General features: G+C 64.9%; 17 protein-coding genes. 10 read left to right on the top strand and 7 right to left on the bottom strand.

Annotated elements, in window-relative coordinates; all coding sequences use genetic code 11:
• The first annotated feature begins 14 nt into the window (after positions 1-14).
• Positions 15-2,099 carry a phenylacetic acid degradation bifunctional protein PaaZ gene (paaZ, locus tag B5D38_RS06550; RefSeq protein ID WP_078707611.1) on the top strand — a complete coding sequence of 695 codons (2,085 nt, stop codon included), beginning with the start codon at positions 15-17 and terminating at the stop codon, positions 2,097-2,099.
• Positions 2,096-2,710: an acyltransferase gene (locus B5D38_RS06545; RefSeq protein WP_078707610.1), complete on the top strand. Its 615-nt coding sequence runs from the start codon at positions 2,096-2,098 to the stop codon at positions 2,708-2,710. Before paaZ ends, B5D38_RS06545 begins: the two co-directional genes overlap by 4 nt.
• A gap of 37 nt (positions 2,711-2,747) precedes the next feature.
• On the opposite strand, the gene B5D38_RS06540 is transcribed toward B5D38_RS06545, so the two are convergent.
• The 3 genes from B5D38_RS06540 to B5D38_RS06530 form a co-directional block, all read right to left on the bottom strand.
• Positions 2,748-3,818: an acyltransferase family protein gene (locus tag B5D38_RS06540; protein WP_078707609.1), complete on the bottom strand. Its 1,071-nt coding sequence runs from the start codon at positions 3,816-3,818 to the stop codon at positions 2,748-2,750.
• A 407-nt stretch (positions 3,819-4,225) separates the two neighbouring features.
• Entirely contained in the window at positions 4,226-5,653 is a 1,428-nt protein-coding gene (locus B5D38_RS06535; protein WP_078707608.1) for a sensor histidine kinase, read from the bottom strand.
• Positions 5,650-6,327 carry a response regulator gene (locus tag B5D38_RS06530; RefSeq protein WP_078707607.1) on the bottom strand — a complete coding sequence of 226 codons (678 nt, stop codon included), beginning with the start codon at positions 6,325-6,327 and terminating at the stop codon, positions 5,650-5,652. Before B5D38_RS06530 ends, B5D38_RS06535 begins: the two co-directional genes overlap by 4 nt.
• A 173-nt stretch (positions 6,328-6,500) precedes the next feature.
• On the opposite strand from B5D38_RS06530, the gene B5D38_RS06525 reads away from it, so the two are divergent.
• On the top strand, positions 6,501-7,226 hold the full coding sequence (locus B5D38_RS06525; RefSeq protein ID WP_078707606.1) for a phosphatase PAP2 family protein: 726 nt from the start codon (positions 6,501-6,503) through the stop codon (positions 7,224-7,226).
• A gap of 179 nt (positions 7,227-7,405) precedes the next feature.
• Positions 7,406-9,124, top strand: coding sequence for a gamma-glutamyltransferase (gene ggt / locus B5D38_RS06520; RefSeq protein ID WP_078707605.1), 1,719 nt, complete (start codon positions 7,406-7,408; stop codon positions 9,122-9,124).
• Between the two features lie 52 nt (positions 9,125-9,176).
• On the opposite strand, the gene B5D38_RS06515 is transcribed toward ggt, so the two are convergent.
• The 4 genes from B5D38_RS06515 to paaG all read right to left on the bottom strand — a co-directional run bounded on the left by B5D38_RS06515 (position 9,177) and on the right by paaG (position 12,482).
• Entirely contained in the window at positions 9,177-9,776 is a 600-nt protein-coding gene (locus B5D38_RS06515; protein ID WP_078707604.1) for a TetR/AcrR family transcriptional regulator, read from the bottom strand.
• 98 nt (positions 9,777-9,874) lie between these two features.
• The gene (paaK, locus tag B5D38_RS06510; protein WP_078707603.1) at positions 9,875-11,185 is read right to left on the bottom strand and encodes a phenylacetate--CoA ligase PaaK; all 1,311 of its coding nucleotides are present in this window, start codon (positions 11,183-11,185) and stop codon (positions 9,875-9,877) included.
• 47 nt (positions 11,186-11,232) lie between these two features.
• On the bottom strand, positions 11,233-11,691 hold the full coding sequence (gene paaI / locus B5D38_RS06505) for a hydroxyphenylacetyl-CoA thioesterase PaaI (RefSeq protein WP_078707602.1): 459 nt from the start codon (positions 11,689-11,691) through the stop codon (positions 11,233-11,235).
• Positions 11,688-12,482, bottom strand: coding sequence for a 2-(1,2-epoxy-1,2-dihydrophenyl)acetyl-CoA isomerase PaaG (gene paaG / locus B5D38_RS06500; RefSeq protein WP_078707601.1), 795 nt, complete (start codon positions 12,480-12,482; stop codon positions 11,688-11,690). The genes paaI and paaG overlap by 4 nt, the downstream gene beginning before the upstream one ends.
• 104 nt (positions 12,483-12,586) lie before the next feature.
• Between paaG and paaN the strand changes: the two genes are divergently transcribed.
• The 6 genes from paaN (at position 12,587) to B5D38_RS06470 (ending at position 18,814) form a co-directional block, all read left to right on the top strand.
• Positions 12,587-14,227 (top strand): phenylacetic acid degradation protein PaaN, encoded by a 1,641-nt coding sequence (paaN, locus tag B5D38_RS06495; RefSeq protein WP_078707600.1) that lies wholly within the window; start codon positions 12,587-12,589, stop codon positions 14,225-14,227.
• A gap of 55 nt (positions 14,228-14,282) precedes the next feature.
• Positions 14,283-15,428 carry an ABC transporter substrate-binding protein gene (locus tag B5D38_RS06490; protein ID WP_078707891.1) on the top strand — a complete coding sequence of 382 codons (1,146 nt, stop codon included), beginning with the start codon at positions 14,283-14,285 and terminating at the stop codon, positions 15,426-15,428.
• Positions 15,429-15,511: 83 nt separating this feature from the next.
• A complete protein-coding gene (locus B5D38_RS06485) occupies positions 15,512-16,384 on the top strand; it encodes a branched-chain amino acid ABC transporter permease (protein WP_078707599.1) in 873 nt (290 codons plus the stop codon).
• A 3-nt stretch (positions 16,385-16,387) separates the two neighbouring features.
• Entirely contained in the window at positions 16,388-17,344 is a 957-nt protein-coding gene (locus B5D38_RS06480; protein WP_078707598.1) for a branched-chain amino acid ABC transporter permease, read from the top strand.
• Positions 17,341-18,126 carry an ABC transporter ATP-binding protein gene (locus tag B5D38_RS06475; RefSeq protein WP_078707597.1) on the top strand — a complete coding sequence of 262 codons (786 nt, stop codon included), beginning with the start codon at positions 17,341-17,343 and terminating at the stop codon, positions 18,124-18,126. Before B5D38_RS06480 ends, B5D38_RS06475 begins: the two co-directional genes overlap by 4 nt.
• Complete coding sequence (locus tag B5D38_RS06470; RefSeq protein ID WP_078707596.1) at positions 18,113-18,814, top strand: ABC transporter ATP-binding protein; 702 nt, start codon at positions 18,113-18,115, stop codon at positions 18,812-18,814. The genes B5D38_RS06475 and B5D38_RS06470 overlap by 14 nt, the downstream gene beginning before the upstream one ends.

The raw sequence follows: 18,814 nt of genomic DNA, 5'->3' as shown, positions 1-18,814 counted from the left end.
GCAAAGGACCTGCCATGACCGCCACGGCATCCCGGCCGCGCCGTCTCGAAAGCTATGTCTGCGGCCGCTGGAGCGCGGGCACGGGCGAGGGGGTACCTCTTCTCGATGCGGCGACAGGCGAGCCCGTCGCCCTCGTCGACGCCTCCGGACTCGATCTCGGCGAGGCGCTCGCCCATGGCCGGTCGATCGGCGGGCGTAGGCTTCGGGCCATGTCGTTCCATGAGCGGGCGGCGATGCTGAAGGCCATCGGCCAGATGCTGATGGCCATGAAGGAGGCGTTCTACGAGGAGAGCTTCGCCACCGGGGCGACGCGAGCGGACTCGTGGATCGACATCGAGGGCGGCATTGGAACGCTGCTCTCCTACGGCTCCAAGGGGCGGCGGGAGCTGCCCAACACGCGCGTTCTCGTCGATGGCGACCTGGAACGCCTGTCGCGTGACGACAGCTTTTCGGCCCAGCACATCCTGACGCCGCTCGAAGGCGTGGCGATCCACATCAACGCCTTCAATTTCCCCGTCTGGGGCATGTTGGAGAAGATAGCACCCTGCCTCCTCGCGGGCGTTCCTGCACTGGTAAAGCCCGCCAGCCAGACGTCCTACCTCACCGAAAGCGTGGTGAGGGCCATCGTCGCCAGCGGCATCCTGCCCGAGGGGGCGCTGCAGCTCGTCTGCGGTTCGGTCGGCGATCTTCTCGACCACGTCACCGGCCAGGACGTCGTCACCTTCACCGGCTCGGCAACGACCGGGCGTAAGCTGAAATGCCATCCGACGATCGTCGCCAATTCGACGCGCTTCACCATGGAGGCCGACAGCCTCAACGCCGCCATCCTTGGGGCCGACGCCGGGCCGGGCACGCCGGAATTCGACCTCTTCGTCAAAGAGGTGGCGCGCGAGATGACGGCGAAGGCCGGGCAGAAGTGCACCGCCATCCGCCGGGTCATAGCCCCACGCGCCCACGCTAAGGCGCTTGTCGAGGCGCTGCGACAGAGGCTTGCCGGAACCACCGTCGGCAACCCGCGTGACGAGGCCGTGCGCATGGGGCCGCTCTCTTCGCTGGGCCAGCTCGCCGAGGTGCGGGCGCGCGTCGCCGAACTCGGCAAGGAGGCCGAGATCGTTGCCGGCAACATGCATGAGGCGGCGGCGGTCGTCTCCGGCAACCGGGAGAAAGGCGCCTTCCTCTCGCCCGTCCTTCTCTATTGCGATAGGCCGATATCCGCTTCCGCCATCCACGACGTCGAGGCGTTCGGGCCGGTGGCGACCGTCATGCCCTATGACGGCAATGAGGAGGCGGTGGCCCTGGCGCGGCGCGGACAGGGCTCGCTCGTCGCCTCGCTCTTTACCGACGATCCCGATGTCGCCGCCGAGGTGACGCTTGGCCTCGCGCCTTTCCATGGAAGGGTCATGATCGGCAATCGCGACAGCGCCAAATCCTCCACCGGTCACGGCTCCCCGCTTCCGGTGCTGGTCCATGGCGGGCCGGGGCGCGCCGGCGGCGGCGAGGAGCTCGGCGGGCTGCGCGGCATGATCCATTACATGCAGCGTACCGCCATCCAGGGTACGCCGCGCCTGCTTTCCGCCGTCACCGGCCGGTGGAGCGAGGGCGCCGCGGTTCGAGCGGACACAACGCACCCGTTCCGCAAATCCCTTGCCGAACTCGAGATCGGCGATCAGCTCATCGCCGGCCCGCGCACCGTGACGCTCGACGACATCGAGCATTTCGCGGCCTTTACCGGCGATACCTTCTACGCCCACATGGACGAGGCGGCGGCCAAGGCGAACCCGTTCTTCGACGGGCGGGTCGCCCACGGCTATCTCGTCGTCTCCTTTGCCGCCGGGCTCTTCGTCGATCCGGCGCCGGGGCCGGTTCTCGCCAATTACGGCGCCGACAATCTGCGCTTCCTGGCGCCGGTCTATCCGGGCGATGCCCTGTCGGTGCGCCTCACCTGCAAGGAGATCAATCCGCGCCAGGACGCAGGACACGGCGAGGTTCGCTGGGACTGTCAGGTGACGCGCCAGGACGGCAAGGTGGTGGCGCAATACGACGTGCTCACCATGGTGGCCAAGAGTTGGCCGCCGGCAGCGGAGGAGACCGCGCGATGAACGGCATCTATGCCTATGACGGGGTCGTCCCGGCGATCGATCCATCCGCCTTCGTCCACCCCAATGCCGTCGTCATCGGCGACGTCATCATCGGAGCCGCCTGCTATGTCGGCCCCTGCGCCGTGCTGCGCGGCGACTTCGGCCGCATCATCCTCGAAAGGGGCTCCAACATTCAGGAAACCTGCGTCGTCCATTCATTTCCCGCGATCGACGTGGTGGTCGAGGAGGACGGCCATATCGGCCACGGCGCTGTGCTTCACGGTTGCCGGGTAAGGCGCAACGCCATGGTCGGCATGAACGCGGTGGTGATGGACGAGGCGGTGATCGGCGAGAACGCCATCGTCGGCGCCATGGCCTTCGTCAAGTCGGGAATGATCGTGCCGCCGAACACGCTCGTCGCCGGCGTCCCGGCGCGGGTGATGCGCGAGCTGACGAAGGAAGAGATCGCCTGGAAGAGCGAAGGCACCGGTATCTATCAGCGCCTTGCCTTCGAGGCGGCGGAGAAGCTTGCGCCCGCCCAGCCGCTCGCCGCGCCCGAGGCGGACCGCCGCCGCGTCCGCTCGCCGGAATACGATCCGCTGTTCCTGGCGAGGATGACGGCAAGGGATTGAGGCTAGCGGCCATGATCCCCGCGCGAGCGGCGACCGATCAGCCGAGCTTTTCACTCGCCGTTGGTTGAAGCGCGACCGCGCCCGCCGTTCCGCGCGCGGTGCCCTTGAGCCATTTGGTCATCGGCTTCTCGAGCCATAGATGCAGCGCCGTGCCCGCCATCGCCGAGCAGGCGATCATCGTCAGCACCGTTGCAAGCAGGCCCGGCCAGCTTTCGTTCATCCCGGTCTTGATGCTGATCTTCCCGATGACCTGCAGAACAAAGGGATGGATCAAGTAAAGCGAGTAGCTCGCGTTTCCCAGAAGGAGCACCAGGCTGCTCCGGGTGTACCTTCCGCTTCCTTCAAGGGATATGGCCGAATAGACGATCAGGAAGGCTGAGGTGGCGACGACAGCCCGGTATGACCCTGCGCCCAGGGCGACGAATTCCGGCACGACAAGGCCGGCAAAGCCGGAAAGCCCGATCATGCCCGCGATGAGCGGCGGCGTTCTTGTCGTGCGCAGGATGAACAGCAGCGCGATGCCCAGCGCGAACTCGATGATGATCGGGTCCGAAAGCGTCTTGAGGGCGCCGCTCATGTGACTGTGCAGGGCGCACAGGACCACGATCGACAGCATCGAAACAGTCAGGCTCATGATCCTGTTGTCGAAGAACAGCGACATGCAAAATATCGCATAGAAGAACATCTCGTAGTTCAGCGTCCAGCCGACGAACAGGATCGGTCCGTGCGGATAAGGGATGAACGACAGGGAGAGAAGAAGCTCTTGTGCCGAAAACGACTGTCCGAAGAGCTTGAAGCCTGAAATCAAGGCTGCGGACGCGGCCAGCGTCAGGATGTAATAGATCGGGACGATCCGAAAAATTCGGTCGGTTGCGAAGCGGAGCGGGCTCGTCTGTGACGTCATAGCCGTGTACGCCATGATGTATCCGCTGATGACGAAAAAGATGTCGACGCCTCGCGCGCCGACATCGATATGGATATTGTAATTGCCAATATAGTTGTTGAGAGAATCGATGATGTGATGGCCGACGACGCCAAGCGCGGCGAGGGCGCGAAGCATCTGGATGTTGGCGATGGTCTTGCGCCGCTCGCGCGTTTCTCCAGACATTTTTGCCCGCCCCAAGTCGTCCTCGGGCTATTGTTGCATGTCTGCTTCCTCCCGCAACGTCTCAGAATCGCGTTTTCCTGGCAGATCGCGGCGCAAGAGGCGTATGGGTCGGGTTCCAGGAGTGGAGGCAGTCCGGCGGCCGAGGATCGATCCCTGTCCGGCCACCGCCCTTCCCAGCGGAGAGCGATCCCTCGCATCTGACGAGGAGGATGGGAAGCGAGTGAGGCCCGCCGGCAGGGAAACCGTTCGCCAGTTGGCTGTGCCAAGCGTCGCGATGGCGCGCGGTCGACGGTATGGCTACGCGATCCCTCCCTTGGCCGGGCTGGGGTTGGCTGGAATGCGCCTATGTCGGTTGTTCAGGCTCGATCCCGAGCCTCGCAAAAGCCGCACCCCAATCAGTTGAGGCGTCAGACCGAGACGTTACGCCCCTTGAGTTCGGTTTGTTTGTCCTCATTGGAACTTCGATCCAGGTTGAAGTTCATTCGAAACGCGGCGCCGCCAACTGTCGGCTCCATGCTGAAGGTTCCTCTCATACGTCGCATGGCGGTTTCACATATCGAAAGCCCCAGCCCGCTTCCCGAGCGGGTATTCTCATTACCCCGGACAAATCGTGCAAAGCCTGAAGTGGGAAACCCGCTGGGCAAGCCCGGTCCGGTATCGGCAAACAGAAGCGTTCCGTCCTTTGAGATGGACACTTTCACATTACTTCCGGTCGCTGTGTGCTTGCGGACATTATCCAAAAGATTCCTCAGAACCAGCGCGATCAATGTCGGGTCGCCGATTATTTGGACCGGTAGGTCGAGGCCGTCTGCCTCAATGAACCAGCCCGCAGACATCAGCCGAGGCGCGGCTTCCTCCAGGACTTGAGCAACTGTCTCGCCGAGGTGGAGCGATTGGAGGGAGAAGACCGTACTGCCGTCCAACCGAGCGATATGCAGCAGCTGCTCGATCAGACGGGCCATGGCGTCGATGTCCTGCATGGCCGCGTTACGGTCCGGATCGGACGAAAGGCTTTCCAGCCGCAGCTTGAGGTCGGCGAGCGGCGTCCTCAACTCATGGGCGGCATGGATGGAAAAATCACGCTGCGCGACGGCGCCGGCCCTTATGCTGTCCAAGGCATGGTTGACGGCGGCGATCAACGGCTGAACCTCCGCAGGTGCCGATGAGCCGGCAAGCCGCTGATGACCCAGATTGTCGAACGTGATCTGCTCGGCCTGCGCAGCTACTCGCCGAAGTCCCAAGAGACTGAAGCGAACGATGCTCACGGCCGTGATCACCATGACGACGAGCATTCCGATCGCCGCCCACCCCAATTCTTCGAGAGACTGGGCAAAGAACGTGTTGGTCAAGGCAGTCACATCAGAGCGCGATCGTGCCAGTCGGAGCCAGACCTTAAGTTCCGGCACGAACAATTCAGCGATGAGGACCGGTCCGGTGCCGTCGAGCGTCGGTCCCACCAAGAGAACGGGTTCCGAATCTGCGCGCCCGGGATGTCCGGCTGGAGCGTTGACCTCGGAGCGATCCAGCACCGTGCCTGCCGCATCCGTCACGGTGTATCCGTACACTGGCCGTGTACCTGACAGGAGTCCCGTATAGGGTGGGTCAATCTCTACTGACGGCTCGGCTGGGCGGTCAAACACAACGGTGCCGTCAGGATTGCGCCGAAGCAATCCCGCCCATTCCTCGACCTGCGCTGACAGTCCTCGTTCCTCGATCGCGAACTGGCCGCGCAGAAACTCCATGGACAGGATCGTCCCAGCACCCACCAGGGTTAAGGCAGATATCACGGTCACGACGACCGCGAGTCTCACATCGAGGCGATAGGGTCGTCTCATGCCTCGGTCTCGTACAGAATGTAGCCCAGACCTCGCAGCGCCTTAAGCTCGACCGTGGCGCCCGCCTCCAGAAGCTTCCGGCGGAGCCGATGAACCAGCGTCTCGACCGCGTTGTCAGACCAGTCCTGATGAAGCGCGTAAAGATGCTCGCCCAGCATGCGTTTCGGCGTTATGCGCTCGCCGGCACGGATCAGTTTGTCGAGGGCCGCATATTCTTGAGCGGTCAGCCTGACGACTTGATCGCCCACTGTCAGACTCGGGGTCTGGGGATCGTAGAGAAGATTTCCTATGCGCAACTCGCTCGCCGTGATCTCCGCAGAGCGCCGTCGCAGCGCCCTCAATCGTGCCAGTAGCTCTTCGGTTGCAAAGGGCTTAACGAGATAGTCGTCAGCCCCCGCATCCAGTCCGGTCACCCGGTCCCCGATCTCATCTCGCGCGGTGAGCATCAATGTCGGCGTCCGTAGACCGGCGGCCCGAACAGACCGGACGAGCGACCGGCCATCGCCATCGTCGAGCATGATGTCCACGATGCTGAGGTCGTATGGCGCGATTTTCCAGGCCGCCTCGGCGTCCGCAACAGTCGCGAACACATCGACCGCATGACCCACCTCGGTCAACCGTCGCTCCAAGGCCCCGGACAGCAAACGATCATTCTCAACGACCAGAATTCGCATCGCAGCTCTCCATGACGTCACAGCGGCTGGTCAACATGATGCTCTGCTTCCGCTGAGGGCACGCAAGCCAGCGCGACCGCCACGCGCGCTGCTCATTTCCGGCGGCTGCATCGAACCTTGCGCAAGATTGGATCTGCAAGTTTTCTGCAAGCTAGCCATCGCATGCGCCGGCCATGAGCGCCTCCCTATATCTCTCCGCTTCATCCGCCGCGAAATCGAACCGTCTGATTGTCGCGTTCTCGCTTTCCATTTTGGCAAGCAGCACGTTTTTCTGGATATTTCCAGAAGTCGATTTGGTTGTAAGCCGGTGGTTCTTCAGCCCTGTCGATGGCTTCATCTCCTCGAGCGACCCCAACCTGCAATGGCTCCGCAAGAGTTCTCCCTGGGTGCTGGCTGGGGTCATCATTTTTATCCTGGTCCGCATCCTCCGGGATGCCATCAACGGAGCGCTGACCTGGTCACGGGCACGCCAACCGATCTGGTTACTGTGTGGACTAGCTCTCGGGCCGGGCCTGATCGTGAACGGCCTCCTGAAGGAGTTCTGGGGTCGACCCAGACCGGTCAATCTGGACGTCTTTGGTGGGAGCGCCGCGCACCAGATGGTCTGGGTGATCAGCGAACGGTGCGATGAGAACTGTTCGTTTGTCAGCGGAGAGGCTTCCTCGTCAGCTTGGCTCGTCGCTGCGGCCCTGGTTACGCCTAAGCAAGTAAGGCCATATGCGACAGCAATAACGCTCCTCTATGCCATATCGCTATCGCTGAACCGGATCGCCTTCGGCGGACATTTCCTTTCTGATGTCGTGCTCGCCTGGCTTATCTGTGGGCTCGTCTTTTCAATCCTTTACCGGCTTATTCTCGATACCGCTTATCCTTTTCGCCTTGACAGCAACGACGCGTAGCGATTCAAGCTGAGCGGTCACCCGTCCATCGCGTCGCTCGAAAGCGCGCTCCCGCATCTTCACCTTCCCACGACCAATTCGCGAAAGCTGCGCTACCTTGAAGGGTGGGAGCAGCTTTGACGCGCTGTCTTAAACGACATCGGCTCCCTTCGCCTCGCCCTCGCCGAAAGGAGACTTCGATGCCTCGAATTCTGGCCGCAAGGCTCATTCTCACTCTCGCGCCGATCTTCGTTCCCTCGCTCGCCGGGGCGGTGTCGCCACCGCCGGTCGAAGCGGGCGAGGGGATGGCGGTGACCGCCCAGCACTATGCCTCCGAAGTCGGGGCCGACATCCTCAAGAGGGGCGGCAACGCGGTGGATGCGGCTGTCGCGGTCGGCTATGCGCTCGCCGTCGTTCATCCCTGTTGCGGCAATCTCGGCGGGGGCGGCTTTGCCACCATCCATCTGGCGAGCGGCAAGGACACCTTCCTCAATTTCCGCGAGAAGGCACCGGCGGCCGCCACCGAGACCATGTATCTCGACGACAAGGGCGAGGTCGTGCCCCGCCTCAGCCTCGACGGCTACAAGGCGGTCGGCGTTCCCGGCACCGTGCTCGGACTCGACACCATGCTTCAGCGATACGGCACGATGAAGCGCGAGGAGGTGATGGCGCCGGCCATTCGTCTGGCCCGCGAGGGCTATGTGCTGAAGAAGGGCGATGTCGACATTCTCGGCCAAGCCACCGACGCCTTCGCCGGCCAGCCCAACGTCGCCTCGATCTTTCTTCACGACGGCAAGCCGTGGCAGGTGGGCGATAAGCTCGTCCAAAGCGACCTGGCGGCCACTCTCGAGGCCATCCAGAAGGACGGGCCGGACGCCTTCTACAAGGGGCCGATCGCCGAGGCGGTCTCCGCCGCCAGCGAGAAGAACGGCGGCATCCTGACGACCCAGGACTTTGCCGACTATTCCATCGACGAAACCGACCCGGTGCGCTGCACCTATCGCGGCTATGCCGTCATTTCATCGCCGCCGCCGAGCTCGGGCGGCACGACGATCTGCGAAATCCTCGGCGTGGTCGGGGCCTATCCGTTGGACAAGCTCGGCTTCCATTCGGCTGAGAGCGTCCACTTGATGGTCGAGGCCATGCGCCATGCCTATGTCGACCGCAACTTCTCGCTGGGCGATCCGGCCTTTGTCGACAATCCGATCAAGAAGCTGCTCTCCAAGGAGCACGCGGAGGCCATCCGCGCCGAGATCAAGGAAGGGCGGGCCACGCCGTCGTCCGAAGTCCAGCCCGGCAAGGAGCCGCACGAGGGCACAGAGACGACGCATTTTTCTGTCGTCGACAAGGACGGGAACGCGGTTTCTCTGACCTTTACGATCAACGCGCTGTTCGGCGCCAAGGTGATCGCCGGCGACACCGGCTTCTTCCTCAACGACGAGATGGACGACTTCACCTCCAAGCCCGGCGCCGCCAATCTCTTCGGCCTCGTCCAGGGCAAGGCGAACGCGATTGCGCCGGGAAAGCGGCCGCTGAGCTCCATGAGCCCGACCATCGTCACCAAGGATGGACAGATCTTCATGGTGGTCGGCAGCCCCGGCGGCTCGCGCATCATCACCATCACCTTGGAGGCGATCCTCAACGTCATCGACCACGGCATGGATATCCAGGCGGCGATCGACGCGCCGCGCATCCATCACCAGTGGCTGCCGGACAAGGTCTTTGCCGAGCCCTTCGCGCTGTCGCCGGACACGCGCCAGAAGCTCACCGACATGGGCTATGAAATCGAGGAGCAGCCGACCTGGGGCGCTGCCGAAGGCATCCTGATCCACGCACCTGGAGCGGAAAGCACGAAGACGCGCGTCCTTGCCGGCGCCAACGACAATCGCCGGCCGGCGGGCGCCGCCGTCGGATATTGATACGCGACTGTCTGAAAGTCATGCGCGGTGGCGTGTTCGGGGCGGTCGCCCCTCACGTCACCGCCTTGACGCCCTCAAGGATCAAGGTGGTGGCGAGGTCGGCATATTTCTCGCGCGTCAGCGGCCCGCCGTCTCGGAACCACATGTAGACCCAGTTCATCATGCCGAAGAGCGACATGGTGACAGGCGTCACCAGGGACGGGGTTTTCTTGTCGAGCCCCGGATTGATCTCCGAGATGACGGTGGCGAAGCGGCGCACGACCCGCTTTTCGATCGCCGTGATCTCACCCTGCTGATCGGGCGTGAGAGCGGGAGCGGCGTTGAGCTGCACCTTGTGCTCGTTGTCGGCGCCGCGATAGCTCTCCAGCACCGCGCCGACCAGACGGCGCAACCGCTGCTGAGGCTCGGCGGCGGGATCATCCGCCGCCTCGATCGCGGCTTCCAGCTCTTCGAGATGGCCGCGAATGATGGCGAAGATCAGATCGCCCTTGCTGGCATAGTAATGATAGAGCAGCGCCTTGGAAACCTGGGAATGCTCGGCGATCTGCGCCATGGAGGCCTTTTCCATGCCGTTCTGGGCAAAGACCGCCGCCGCGCTCATCAGAATTCCGCGCCGCTTTTCTTCAAAATCGTTGGCGCGTGTGCGTGCCATGCCATTCGCCTCTTCTGCCATCCCGCCGCCAAAGGGCAGGCGAGCCGGAATTAGCGCGAAGCGCCCGGCGTGTCATCGCCGGGCGCTTCGCCGTTGAATCACCGCTTCGGCCGATTGTCGACCACGCGCCGCGCCTTGCCCTCCGAGCGGGCGAGGGAGCCGGGATCGCCGACGTCCACCTTGGCCGAGACGCCGATGGTGGAACGGATATGGTGGATGAGCTGCGCCGCGGCCTTTTGGCGGGCGGCGCTGTCCGTGGCGTCCGCTGCTGCCTCGACCTTCACCGTCATGGTGTCGAGACGGCCGGCGCGGGACAGTTCGATCAGGAAATGCGGCGCGAGGCCGGCGCATTTTAGCACCTGCTCCTCGACCTGGGTCGGGAAGATGTTGACGCCGCGCAGGATGATCATGTCGTCGTCGCGGCCGGTGATCTTCTCGATGCGCCGCATGGAGCGCGCCGTTCCGGGCAGGAGGCGGGAGAGGTCGCGGGTGCGGTAGCGCACCATCGGCAGGCCTTCCTTGGTGAGGGTGGTGAACACCAGCTCGCCCATCTCGCCGTCGGGCAGCACCTCGCCCGTCTCCGGATCGATGATCTCCGGGTAGAAATGGTCTTCCCAGACGTGAAGCCCGTCCTTGGTCTCGACGCATTCGTTGGCGACGCCCGGACCGATGATCTCGGAAAGTCCGTAGATGTCGACGGCGTGCATGTCGAAGGCGTGCTCGATCTCCTCGCGCATGGCGTTGGTCCAGGGCTCGGCCCCGAAGATGCCGACGGCGAGCGAGCTCTCGCGCGGGTCGATGCCCTGGCGGCGGAACTCGTCGAGGATCGACAGCATATAGGACGGCGTCACCATGATGATGCGCGGCTTGAAGTCCGCCATCAGCGCCACCTGGCGCTCGGTGAGGCCGCCCGACATCGGAACGACGGTGCAACCGAGCTTCTCGGCGCCGTAATGGGCGCCGAGGCCGCCGGTGAAGAGGCCGTAGCCGTAGGCGACGTGCACGAGATCGCCGGGACGGCCGCCCGAGGCGCGGATGGAGCGGGCGACGACGGTCGCCCAGGTGTCGATATCCTTGGCCGTGTAGCCGACGACGGTGGGTTTGCCCGTGGTGCCGGACGAGCCGTGGATGCGCACGAGCTTCTCGCGCGGCACGGCGAACATGCCGAAGGGATAGGTGTCGCGAAGGTCGCTCTTCATGGTGAAGGGGAACTTCGACAGATCCTCGAGGCTCTTCAGGTCGTCCGGATGGACGCCCTTCTCGTCGAAGCGCTTCCGATAGAACGGCGAGTTGTCATAGGCATGGCGGAGCGACCACTTCAGGCGGCTGAGCTGAAGGGCCTCGATTTCGTCGCGCGAGGCGATCTCGATAGGGTCGAGATCGCCCTTTCGGGGCGACAGGTCTTCCATGATTTCTCCTCCCTGAGAAATGTGCGGATGGCCGGCGAAGCCGGCTGTCAGTCGGCCGGCGGGGCCGGCAGATGCGTGCCCTTGACGGTGCGCGAGTGGCCGCGAAACTCGGCCACCATCTCGCCCGCCTGGTTGACGACGGAAATGTCGTAGATGCCGCCGCGTCCCTTTCGCGAAACCTCGCGCGCGCGCGCGGTCAACCGGTCGCCGGCAAAGGCGGCGGCGATGAAGGTGATCGAGGCGTGCTGGGCGACGGTATGCTGGTTATAGCCGTTGCAGGCAAAGGCGAAGGCGGAATCGGCGAGGGTGAAGATGAAGCCGCCGTGGCAAGTCGCAAGGCCGTTGCACATCGCCTCCGTCACCGTCATCGATACGGAGGCCTCGCCCGGCGCGACACGGTCGAGGCTCATGCCGAGCCCCTGGGACGCGCGGTCTAAGGCCCACATGGAAGCGGCGCAGCTTTCGGCCAGCGCCTGGGGCGAAAGATCCTGAGGCGCGGCGCTCATCGTCCGGAAAACTCCGGCGTGCGCTTTTCCAGGAAGGCTGCGACGCCCTCCGCATAGTCGGCACTGCTGCCGGCCTCGCGCTGGAAGTCCCGTTCGAGGTCGAGCTGCGCGTCGAGATCGTTGGCGCTGGCGGCCTGGATGGCGCGCTTGGTGAGCCCGAGCCCCTTGGTCGGTCCGGCGGCGAGGCGGGCGGCAAGAGCCGTCGCCTCCGCCATCAGCGCCTCGTCGTCCACCACCTTCCAGATCAGGCCCCACTCAGCGGCCGTCGTCGCGTCCAGCGGCTCGGCGGTCATGGTCAGCGCCTTGGCGCGCTGCTCGCCGAGGAGGCGGTTCAAGGTGAAGGTGCCGCCCGAATCCGGCACTAGGCCGATCTTCGAGAAGGCCTGGATGAATCGGGCCGAGCGGGCGGCCAGCGTGATGTCGCAGGCGAAGGCGAGGTTGGCGCCGGCGCCGGCGGCGACGCCGTTGACTGCGCAGACCACCGGCTTCTCAAGGCTGCGGACAAGGCGGATCAGCGGGTTGTAGAACGCCTCGATGGTGCGGCCGAGATCGGGTGGACCGTCTGCCTTGCGCGGATCGCGATCGCCGAGGTCCTGGCCGGCCGAGAAGCCGCGCCCCGCGCCCGTCAAAAGGACGGCGCGAACGCCCGTGTCTTCGTGGGCCCGCTCGAAACCGGCGCGAAGCGCTCGGTGCATCTCTTCGTTGAAGGCGTTGAGCTTGTCGGGGCGATGAAGCGTCAGCGTGAGGACGCCCGCCTCCATCGACACCAGGACAGTGTTCGATTCTGCCATGAATTCCTCCCGGACGCCGTTTCCTCCCCGGCATCCGAAAAAAGTTGTTGCATAAACCGACCGGTCAGTCAATTATAAAAACGCGATCTGGGAGGAGAGCGATAGTGTCGGAACTGTTCGAACGCCACCGGGCGCTGCTCGGCGATGCGCTGGATGCGATCAGGGCGCGCGGCCATTGGTCGCCGTTTCCTGAGGTGCCGAGCCGCAAGTTATATGGCGAGACGGCGGCCGAAGAGGGTGAAAGCGCCTTTGCCGCGCTATCGCGTTCTGCCTTCGATCTGCCGGGGCATCCCGAGGCGCGCCGTGTCGGGCGCGAGGTTTCTCCCTTCGGCGCGGAACTGTCCATCTCCTATCCCGCTGCCGACGCTGAGGCATTGATCGCCGCCTCTCGCGGCGCCTCACCCGTCTGGGCCGCCGCCTCCATCGAGGACCGTGTCGGCGTGTGTCTGGAAATCCTGACGCGCCTCCACGCCATGAGTTTCCTCATGGGCCATGCGACGATGCAAACGACGGGGCAGGGTTTCGCCATGGCCTTCCAGGCGGGCGGGCCACACGCCCTCGATAGGGGACTCGAGGCGGTGGCGACCGCTTATGACGAGATGGCGCGCGTCCCGGCAAAGGCGATTTGGGAGAAGCCGCAGGGCCGGGGCGAGCCGATCCGCCTGGAAAAGCACTGGCGCATCGTGCCGCGCGGCGTGTCGCTGGTTATTGCCTGCCAGACCTTTCCGACCTGGAACAGCTATCCGGCGATCTTTGCCAGCCTCGCCACCGGCAACACGGTGATCGTCAAGCCGCATCCTGGCGCGATCCTGCCCTTGGCGCTCACCGTCCGCGTCGCCCGGGAGGTCCTGGTCGAAGCCGGGTTCTCGCCGGATGTGGTGCTTCTGGCCGCCGACGAGCTCGGCGCCGAGATCACCAGCGAGCTGGTGCGCCACCCCGCCACGGCGATCATCGACTACACCGGGTCGAGCGCCTTTGCCGGCTGGATCCGGGACAACGCCCACGGCGCGGCGATCTTCACCGAGGAAACCGGCGTCAATTCCATCGTCGTCGCTGGCACGGACGATTTTGCCGGCATGTGCGCCAACATCGCCTTCTCTCTGTCGCTCTATTCCGGCCAGATGTGCACCGCGCCGCAGGACATCTTCGTGCCGAGGCGCGGCATTAGGACGAACGAGGGCCACAAGAGTTTCGAGGAGCTGGGTGAAGGAATCGCCCTGGCGATCGATGCGCTCCTGGCGGACCCGAAGCAGGCGGCCGGCATTGCCGGCGCCATCGCCAACCCGGCCACGCGCCAGCGCGTCGAACAGGCGCGCGCCGCCGGGCGCATCGTTCGCGACGATGCGAAAGGCGGGCCGCTTCTCCTCGCCGTGGAGGACGGCGCGGCCGGCGCGCATGAGGAGGAGTGCTTCGGTCCTGTCGCCTTCCTGATCCCGGTCGAAGATGGCGATGCCGGCATCGCGCGGGCGGCAGAACTCGCACGGACGAAGGGCGCCATCACCGGCGCGCTTTATGACACCGACGAGGAGCGGATCGCCCGCGCCATCGACGCCTTGCTCGGCGCGGGCGTCAATCTCTCGATCAACCTGACAGGCGGCATCTTCGTCAACCAGAGCGCCGCCTTCAGCGACTTTCACGTCACCGGCGCCAATCCAGCCGGCAATGCCTCGCTCACGGACACCGCCTTTGTCTCGGGGCGGTTCCGCCGGGCGATGTGGCGCCGCCCCGTGGCGCCTGACACGTGAGCCGGGCGAGCCTTCGCTCTGAACAATAACGACCATCTCTTGGGAGGAGACCATGATGGCGAAACTGACCACGACCACCACACTGGCCGCGCTGTTGGCCTTTGGCCTCAGCGGAACAGCGCTCGCCGACATCAAGATCGGCGCGACGCTCTCGGCCACCGGCCCCGCCGCCTTCCTGGGCGACCCGGAGGCGAAGACGCTGGAGATGCTCGTCAAGGATCTGAACGCCAAGGGCGGCATCAACGGCGAGAAGGTCGACCTCGTCTCCTATGACGACGGCGGCGATCCCAACAAGGCGCGCACCTTTGCCACCCGGCTGGTGGAGGACGACGAGGTCGTGGCCATCATCGGCGGCACGACGACGGGAACCTCGATGACCATCATTCCCGTCGCCGAGGATGCCGAGGTGCCGTTCATCTCGCTGGCCGGCGCCATCGAGATCATCGATCCTGTGCGGCCCTTCGCCTTCAAGACGCCCCACACCGACAAGATGGCCTGCGCCAAGATCTTCGAGAACATGAAGACGCGCGGCTTCACCAGGATCGGCATGATCTCCGGCTCCGACGGCTTCGGCGATTCCATGCGCAAGCAGTGCCTCGCAATCGTCGGCGACTACGGTATCGAGGTTGCCGCCGACGAGCGCTATGGGCCGCAGGACGCCGACATGACGCCGCAGCTGACCAACATCAAGGGCACGGACGGCATCCAGGCGGTGCTGAACCCCGGCTTCGGCCAAGGCCCGGCCATCGTGACGCGCAACTATCATCAGCTCGCCATCGACCTGCCGCTCTACCAGTCGCATGGCGTTGCCTCGAAGGGCTTCATCGATCTGGCCGGCAAGGACGCGGCCGAGGGCGTGCGCCTGCCTGGAACGGCGCTGCTGGTGGGCGATCTCCTGCCCGAGGGCGATCCGCAGAAGCCGGTGGTCGATGCCTATAAGGCAGAGTTCGAGAAGGAAACGGGAACACCCGTCTCCACTTTCGGCGGCTACGCGCACGATGCCTTCGCCATCCTGGTCGACGCCATCAAGCGCGCCGGCTCCGACGATCCGCAGGCGATCCGCGATGCGATCGAAAAGACCTCCGGCCTCGTCGGCACCACCGGCACCGTGACCATGTCGCCCGAGGATCATCTCGGCCTCGATCTCACGGCGTTCCGCATGCTCGAGATCAAGGATGGCGGCTGGACGCTGGTGGAATAGCCGAAAGCTGACGAAAAGACGCGGCGCCGCATGGCGCCGCCCCATCCGTCCCTGGTCGTCTCTCTGGCGGAATCGGTCGTCCCATGCCGGAACTGATGCAGTTTCTCTTGTCGGGTGCGACGGTCGGCGCGGTCTATGCGCTGGTCGCCCTCGGCTTCACCATCATCTACAACGCCTCCGACATCGTGAATTTCGCCCAAGGCGAGTTCGTGATGCTCGGCGGCATGATCACCGTCTTCGCCCATATGGCCGGCTTGCCGCTGCCGCTGGCGGCCCTGCTCGCCATCGTGGTGACGGCGGCGATCGGCGTCGCCCTCAACAAGCTCGCCATCGAGCCGGCGCGGGGCGCGCCCGTCGTCTCGCTTATCATCATCACCATTGGCGCCTCGATCTTCATTCGCGGCGCGGCGCAGCTCGTCTTCGACAAGCAGCTCCATCGCTTTCCCGCCTTCTCGGGCGATGACCCTATTGCGGTCCTCGGGGCGACGATCCTGCCCCAGAGCCTCTGGGTGATCGCCGGCGCGCTCGCGGTCTTCATCGGGCTCTGGCTGTTCTTCACCAAGACGCTGACGGGCCTTGCGGTTCTCGCCACCTCCAACAACCGGCTCGCCGCCCAGCTCGTCGGCATCAACACCTCATGGGTGATGACGCTGTCCTTCGCGCTGTCGGCGGGAATTGGAGCCCTGGCGGGCGTTCTCGTCACGCCGATCACGCTGACGCGCTACGACGTCGGCATCGCGCTTGCCTTGAAGGGCTTTGCCGCCGCCATGCTGGGCGGCATGGGCAGTCCCCACGGCGCCCTCGTCGGCGGCATCCTGCTCGGCCTTTTGGAGGCGCTCACCGCCGGCTACATCAGCTCGCAATACAAGGACGCCGCCGCCTTCATCGTCATTCTCGCGGTGCTCTTTGCCATGCCGCAAGGGATCTTCGGCGCCAAGCGGACGGAGCGCGTCTGAGCCATGCGCCTTTCCACCAAATCCGCCACGCTGCTCGTCCTCGCGCTGTTGATCGTCGCGACGCCCTTCTTCTTTCCCTCGGCCTACTATTACCGGGTGGGCGCGCTGGTCTTCGTCAACGGCATCGCCGTGACCGGCCTTGTCATCCTCACCGGTTATGCCGGCCAGATCAGCCTCGGCCACGCGGGCTTTGCCGGCATCGGCGCCTATGCCAGCGCCCTCGGCCCGACCCATCTTTCGCTGCCGCCCTCGCTCTCCGTTCTCCTGGGAGCGGCTCTCTCGGCGCTCATCGCCTTTCTCGTCGGCCGCCCGATCCTCAGGCTCAAGGGCTACTATCTGGCGGTCGCCACCCTCGGCTTCGGCATCCTGGTTTCCATGGTGCTGGCCAATGAGAGCGGCATCACCGGCGGGCCGGACGGCGTCCAGGTCGCAGAACTCGGGCTGCGCGATCTCCTCGCCTCGCTGGGGCTTAAGCTCAAGGCGCCGGTCTTCTGGTACGCCTTTTCCGGCGTCGTGCTTCTCGTCGGCGCATGGCTGGCGCTGAACCTTTACGACAGCCCGACGGGCAGGGCGCTGCGCGCGCTGCACGGCTCGGAGGTTGCGGCCAAGACGGTCGGCGTCGACGTGCCGCGCGTCACGCTCCAGGCCTTCGTCATCTCGGCGGTCTATGCCTCCGTCGCCGGCTCTCTTCTGGCGCTCCAGAACAGGTTCGTGACGCCCGACATCGCCGGCTACATGTATTCCATCGAGCTCGTCACCATGGCGGTCTTCGGCGGAGCCGGCTCGGTGTTCGGCGCGATCTTCGGCGCCGGCATCCTGACGCTGCTGCCCCAGGCGCTGACCTTCCTTGCCGAATACGAGCAGCTGATGCTCGGCCTCATCATGGTGCTGGTCATGATCTTCATGCGCGAGGGTCTCGTGCCGTCGGCTCTCAGGCTGATCCGGGGGAGGGGCGCATGAGCCTTCTGTCCGTCAGCGGCCTCGGCATAGAGTTCGGCGGCGTGCGCGCCGTCCACGACGTCAGCTTCTCGGCCGACCCCGGCGAGATCGTCTCTGTCATCGGCCCCAACGGCGCCGGCAAGACGACGCTCTTCAACATGATCTCCGGTGTCTACCTGCCGGGCTCCGGCTCGATCACCTTGGCGGGCGAGGACGTAACGGGAATGAGCCCCCATCGCCTCGCCGAGCGTGGACTGTCGCGCACCTTCCAGAACCTTCAGATATTCCAACAGATGACGGTGCTGGAAAACGTCATCGCCGGCCATCACCTCCATGAGCGCGGCTCCGTCTTCGCCGACATGCTGCATCTGCCGTCCTCTCGCCGGCGCTCGAAGGCGGCGGAGGTCGGCGCCATGGCTCTGCTGGAGCGCCTGGGCCTTGCCCGTGCCGCGCTTCAGGAGGCGGGGTCGCTCTCCTACGGAACGCTGAAGCGCCTGGAAATCGCCCGCGCTCTCGCCTTGAAGCCCAAGGTGCTGCTGCTCGACGAGCCGGCTGCGGGGTGCAACGCGGTCGAGACGGAGGAGATCGACCGTCTGATCGCCGAGGTCGCGGCCGAGGGCGTCGCCGTCCTCCTTGTCGAGCACGACATGAAGCTCGTCATGCGCATCTCCAGCCATATCGTGGTGCTCGATCACGGCGAGAAGATCGCCGAGGGCGATCCGGCGGCCGTCAGCCGCGATCCGCGCGTGGTCGAAGCCTATCTCGGCGCCCATGCGAAGGAGGCCGCCCATGCTGACGGTTGAGGGTTTGCGCTCGCGCTACGGCCGCATCGAGGTGCTCCATGGTATCGACTTCACCGTCAATTCCGGCGAGATCGTCTCTATCGTCGGGGCGAACGGGGCGGGCAAGACGACGCTGCTGAGGTGCCTCTCGGGCGTCCAACCCATCACCCACGGCGACATCACCTTCAGAGGTGAGGTCCTGACGGCGGTTCCCGCACACCGCCGCATCAGGCTCGGCCTCGCCCAGTCGCCGGAGGGGCGGCAGATATTCACCAAGCTCTCGGTGGAGGAGAACCTGCGTCTCGGCGCCTTTCTCTACAGCGACGAGCGGGTGGATAAGGACCTCGCCGACGCCTTCGCCATGTTTCCGGTGTTGAAAGAGAAGCGCAATCTCTCAGCCGGAGGGCTCTCCGGCGGCCAGCAGCAGATGCTGGCGATCGCTCGTGCCTTGATGGGGCGGCCTTCCTGCCTTCTCCTCGACGAGCCCAGCATGGGCCTCGCGCCCATCCTAGTCGCCCAGATCTTCGACGTGGTGAAGGGGCTGAAGGCGCTCGACGTCACGGTGCTCCTGGTGGAGCAGAACGCCTTTGGCGCGCTATCCATCTCCGATCGCGGCTATGTCATGGAAACGGGGCGCATCGTCATGACCGGAACCGGTGGCGAACTGATCGCCGATCCGAGGATTCGCGAAGCCTATCTGGGAGTTTGA

It is taken from the genome of Consotaella salsifontis (genome assembly GCF_900167365.1).
GTDB classification, from domain to species: domain Bacteria; phylum Pseudomonadota; class Alphaproteobacteria; order Rhizobiales; family Rhizobiaceae; genus Consotaella; species Consotaella salsifontis.
This window is presented reverse-complemented; position numbering and strand designations above follow the sequence as displayed.

What these genes read in the sequence shown, in the direction of transcription:
- B5D38_RS06545 (WP_078707610.1), top strand. Translation starts at nt 2,096, where the DNA reads ATGAACGGCATCTATGCCTATGACGGGGTCGTCCCGGCGATCGATCCA.
- B5D38_RS06535 (WP_078707608.1), bottom strand. Translation starts at nt 5,653, where the DNA reads ATGAGACGACCCTATCGCCTCGATGTGAGACTCGCGGTCGTCGTGACC.
- B5D38_RS06485 (WP_078707599.1), top strand. Translation starts at nt 15,512, where the DNA reads ATGCCGGAACTGATGCAGTTTCTCTTGTCGGGTGCGACGGTCGGCGCG.
- paaZ (WP_078707611.1), top strand. Translation starts at nt 15, where the DNA reads ATGACCGCCACGGCATCCCGGCCGCGCCGTCTCGAAAGCTATGTCTGC.
- paaK (WP_078707603.1), bottom strand. Translation starts at nt 11,185, where the DNA reads ATGGAAGACCTGTCGCCCCGAAAGGGCGATCTCGACCCTATCGAGATC.
- B5D38_RS06525 (WP_078707606.1), top strand. Translation starts at nt 6,501, where the DNA reads ATGAGCGCCTCCCTATATCTCTCCGCTTCATCCGCCGCGAAATCGAAC.
- B5D38_RS06515 (WP_078707604.1), bottom strand. Translation starts at nt 9,776, where the DNA reads ATGGCACGCACACGCGCCAACGATTTTGAAGAAAAGCGGCGCGGAATT.
- paaI (WP_078707602.1), bottom strand. Translation starts at nt 11,691, where the DNA reads ATGAGCGCCGCGCCTCAGGATCTTTCGCCCCAGGCGCTGGCCGAAAGC.
- B5D38_RS06490 (WP_078707891.1), top strand. Translation starts at nt 14,283, where the DNA reads ATGGCGAAACTGACCACGACCACCACACTGGCCGCGCTGTTGGCCTTT.
- ggt (WP_078707605.1), top strand. Translation starts at nt 7,406, where the DNA reads ATGCCTCGAATTCTGGCCGCAAGGCTCATTCTCACTCTCGCGCCGATC.
- B5D38_RS06540 (WP_078707609.1), bottom strand. Translation starts at nt 3,818, where the DNA reads ATGTCTGGAGAAACGCGCGAGCGGCGCAAGACCATCGCCAACATCCAG.
- B5D38_RS06480 (WP_078707598.1), top strand. Translation starts at nt 16,388, where the DNA reads ATGCGCCTTTCCACCAAATCCGCCACGCTGCTCGTCCTCGCGCTGTTG.
- B5D38_RS06470 (WP_078707596.1), top strand. Translation starts at nt 18,113, where the DNA reads ATGCTGACGGTTGAGGGTTTGCGCTCGCGCTACGGCCGCATCGAGGTG.
- B5D38_RS06530 (WP_078707607.1), bottom strand. Translation starts at nt 6,327, where the DNA reads ATGCGAATTCTGGTCGTTGAGAATGATCGTTTGCTGTCCGGGGCCTTG.
- B5D38_RS06475 (WP_078707597.1), top strand. Translation starts at nt 17,341, where the DNA reads ATGAGCCTTCTGTCCGTCAGCGGCCTCGGCATAGAGTTCGGCGGCGTG.
- paaG (WP_078707601.1), bottom strand. Translation starts at nt 12,482, where the DNA reads ATGGCAGAATCGAACACTGTCCTGGTGTCGATGGAGGCGGGCGTCCTC.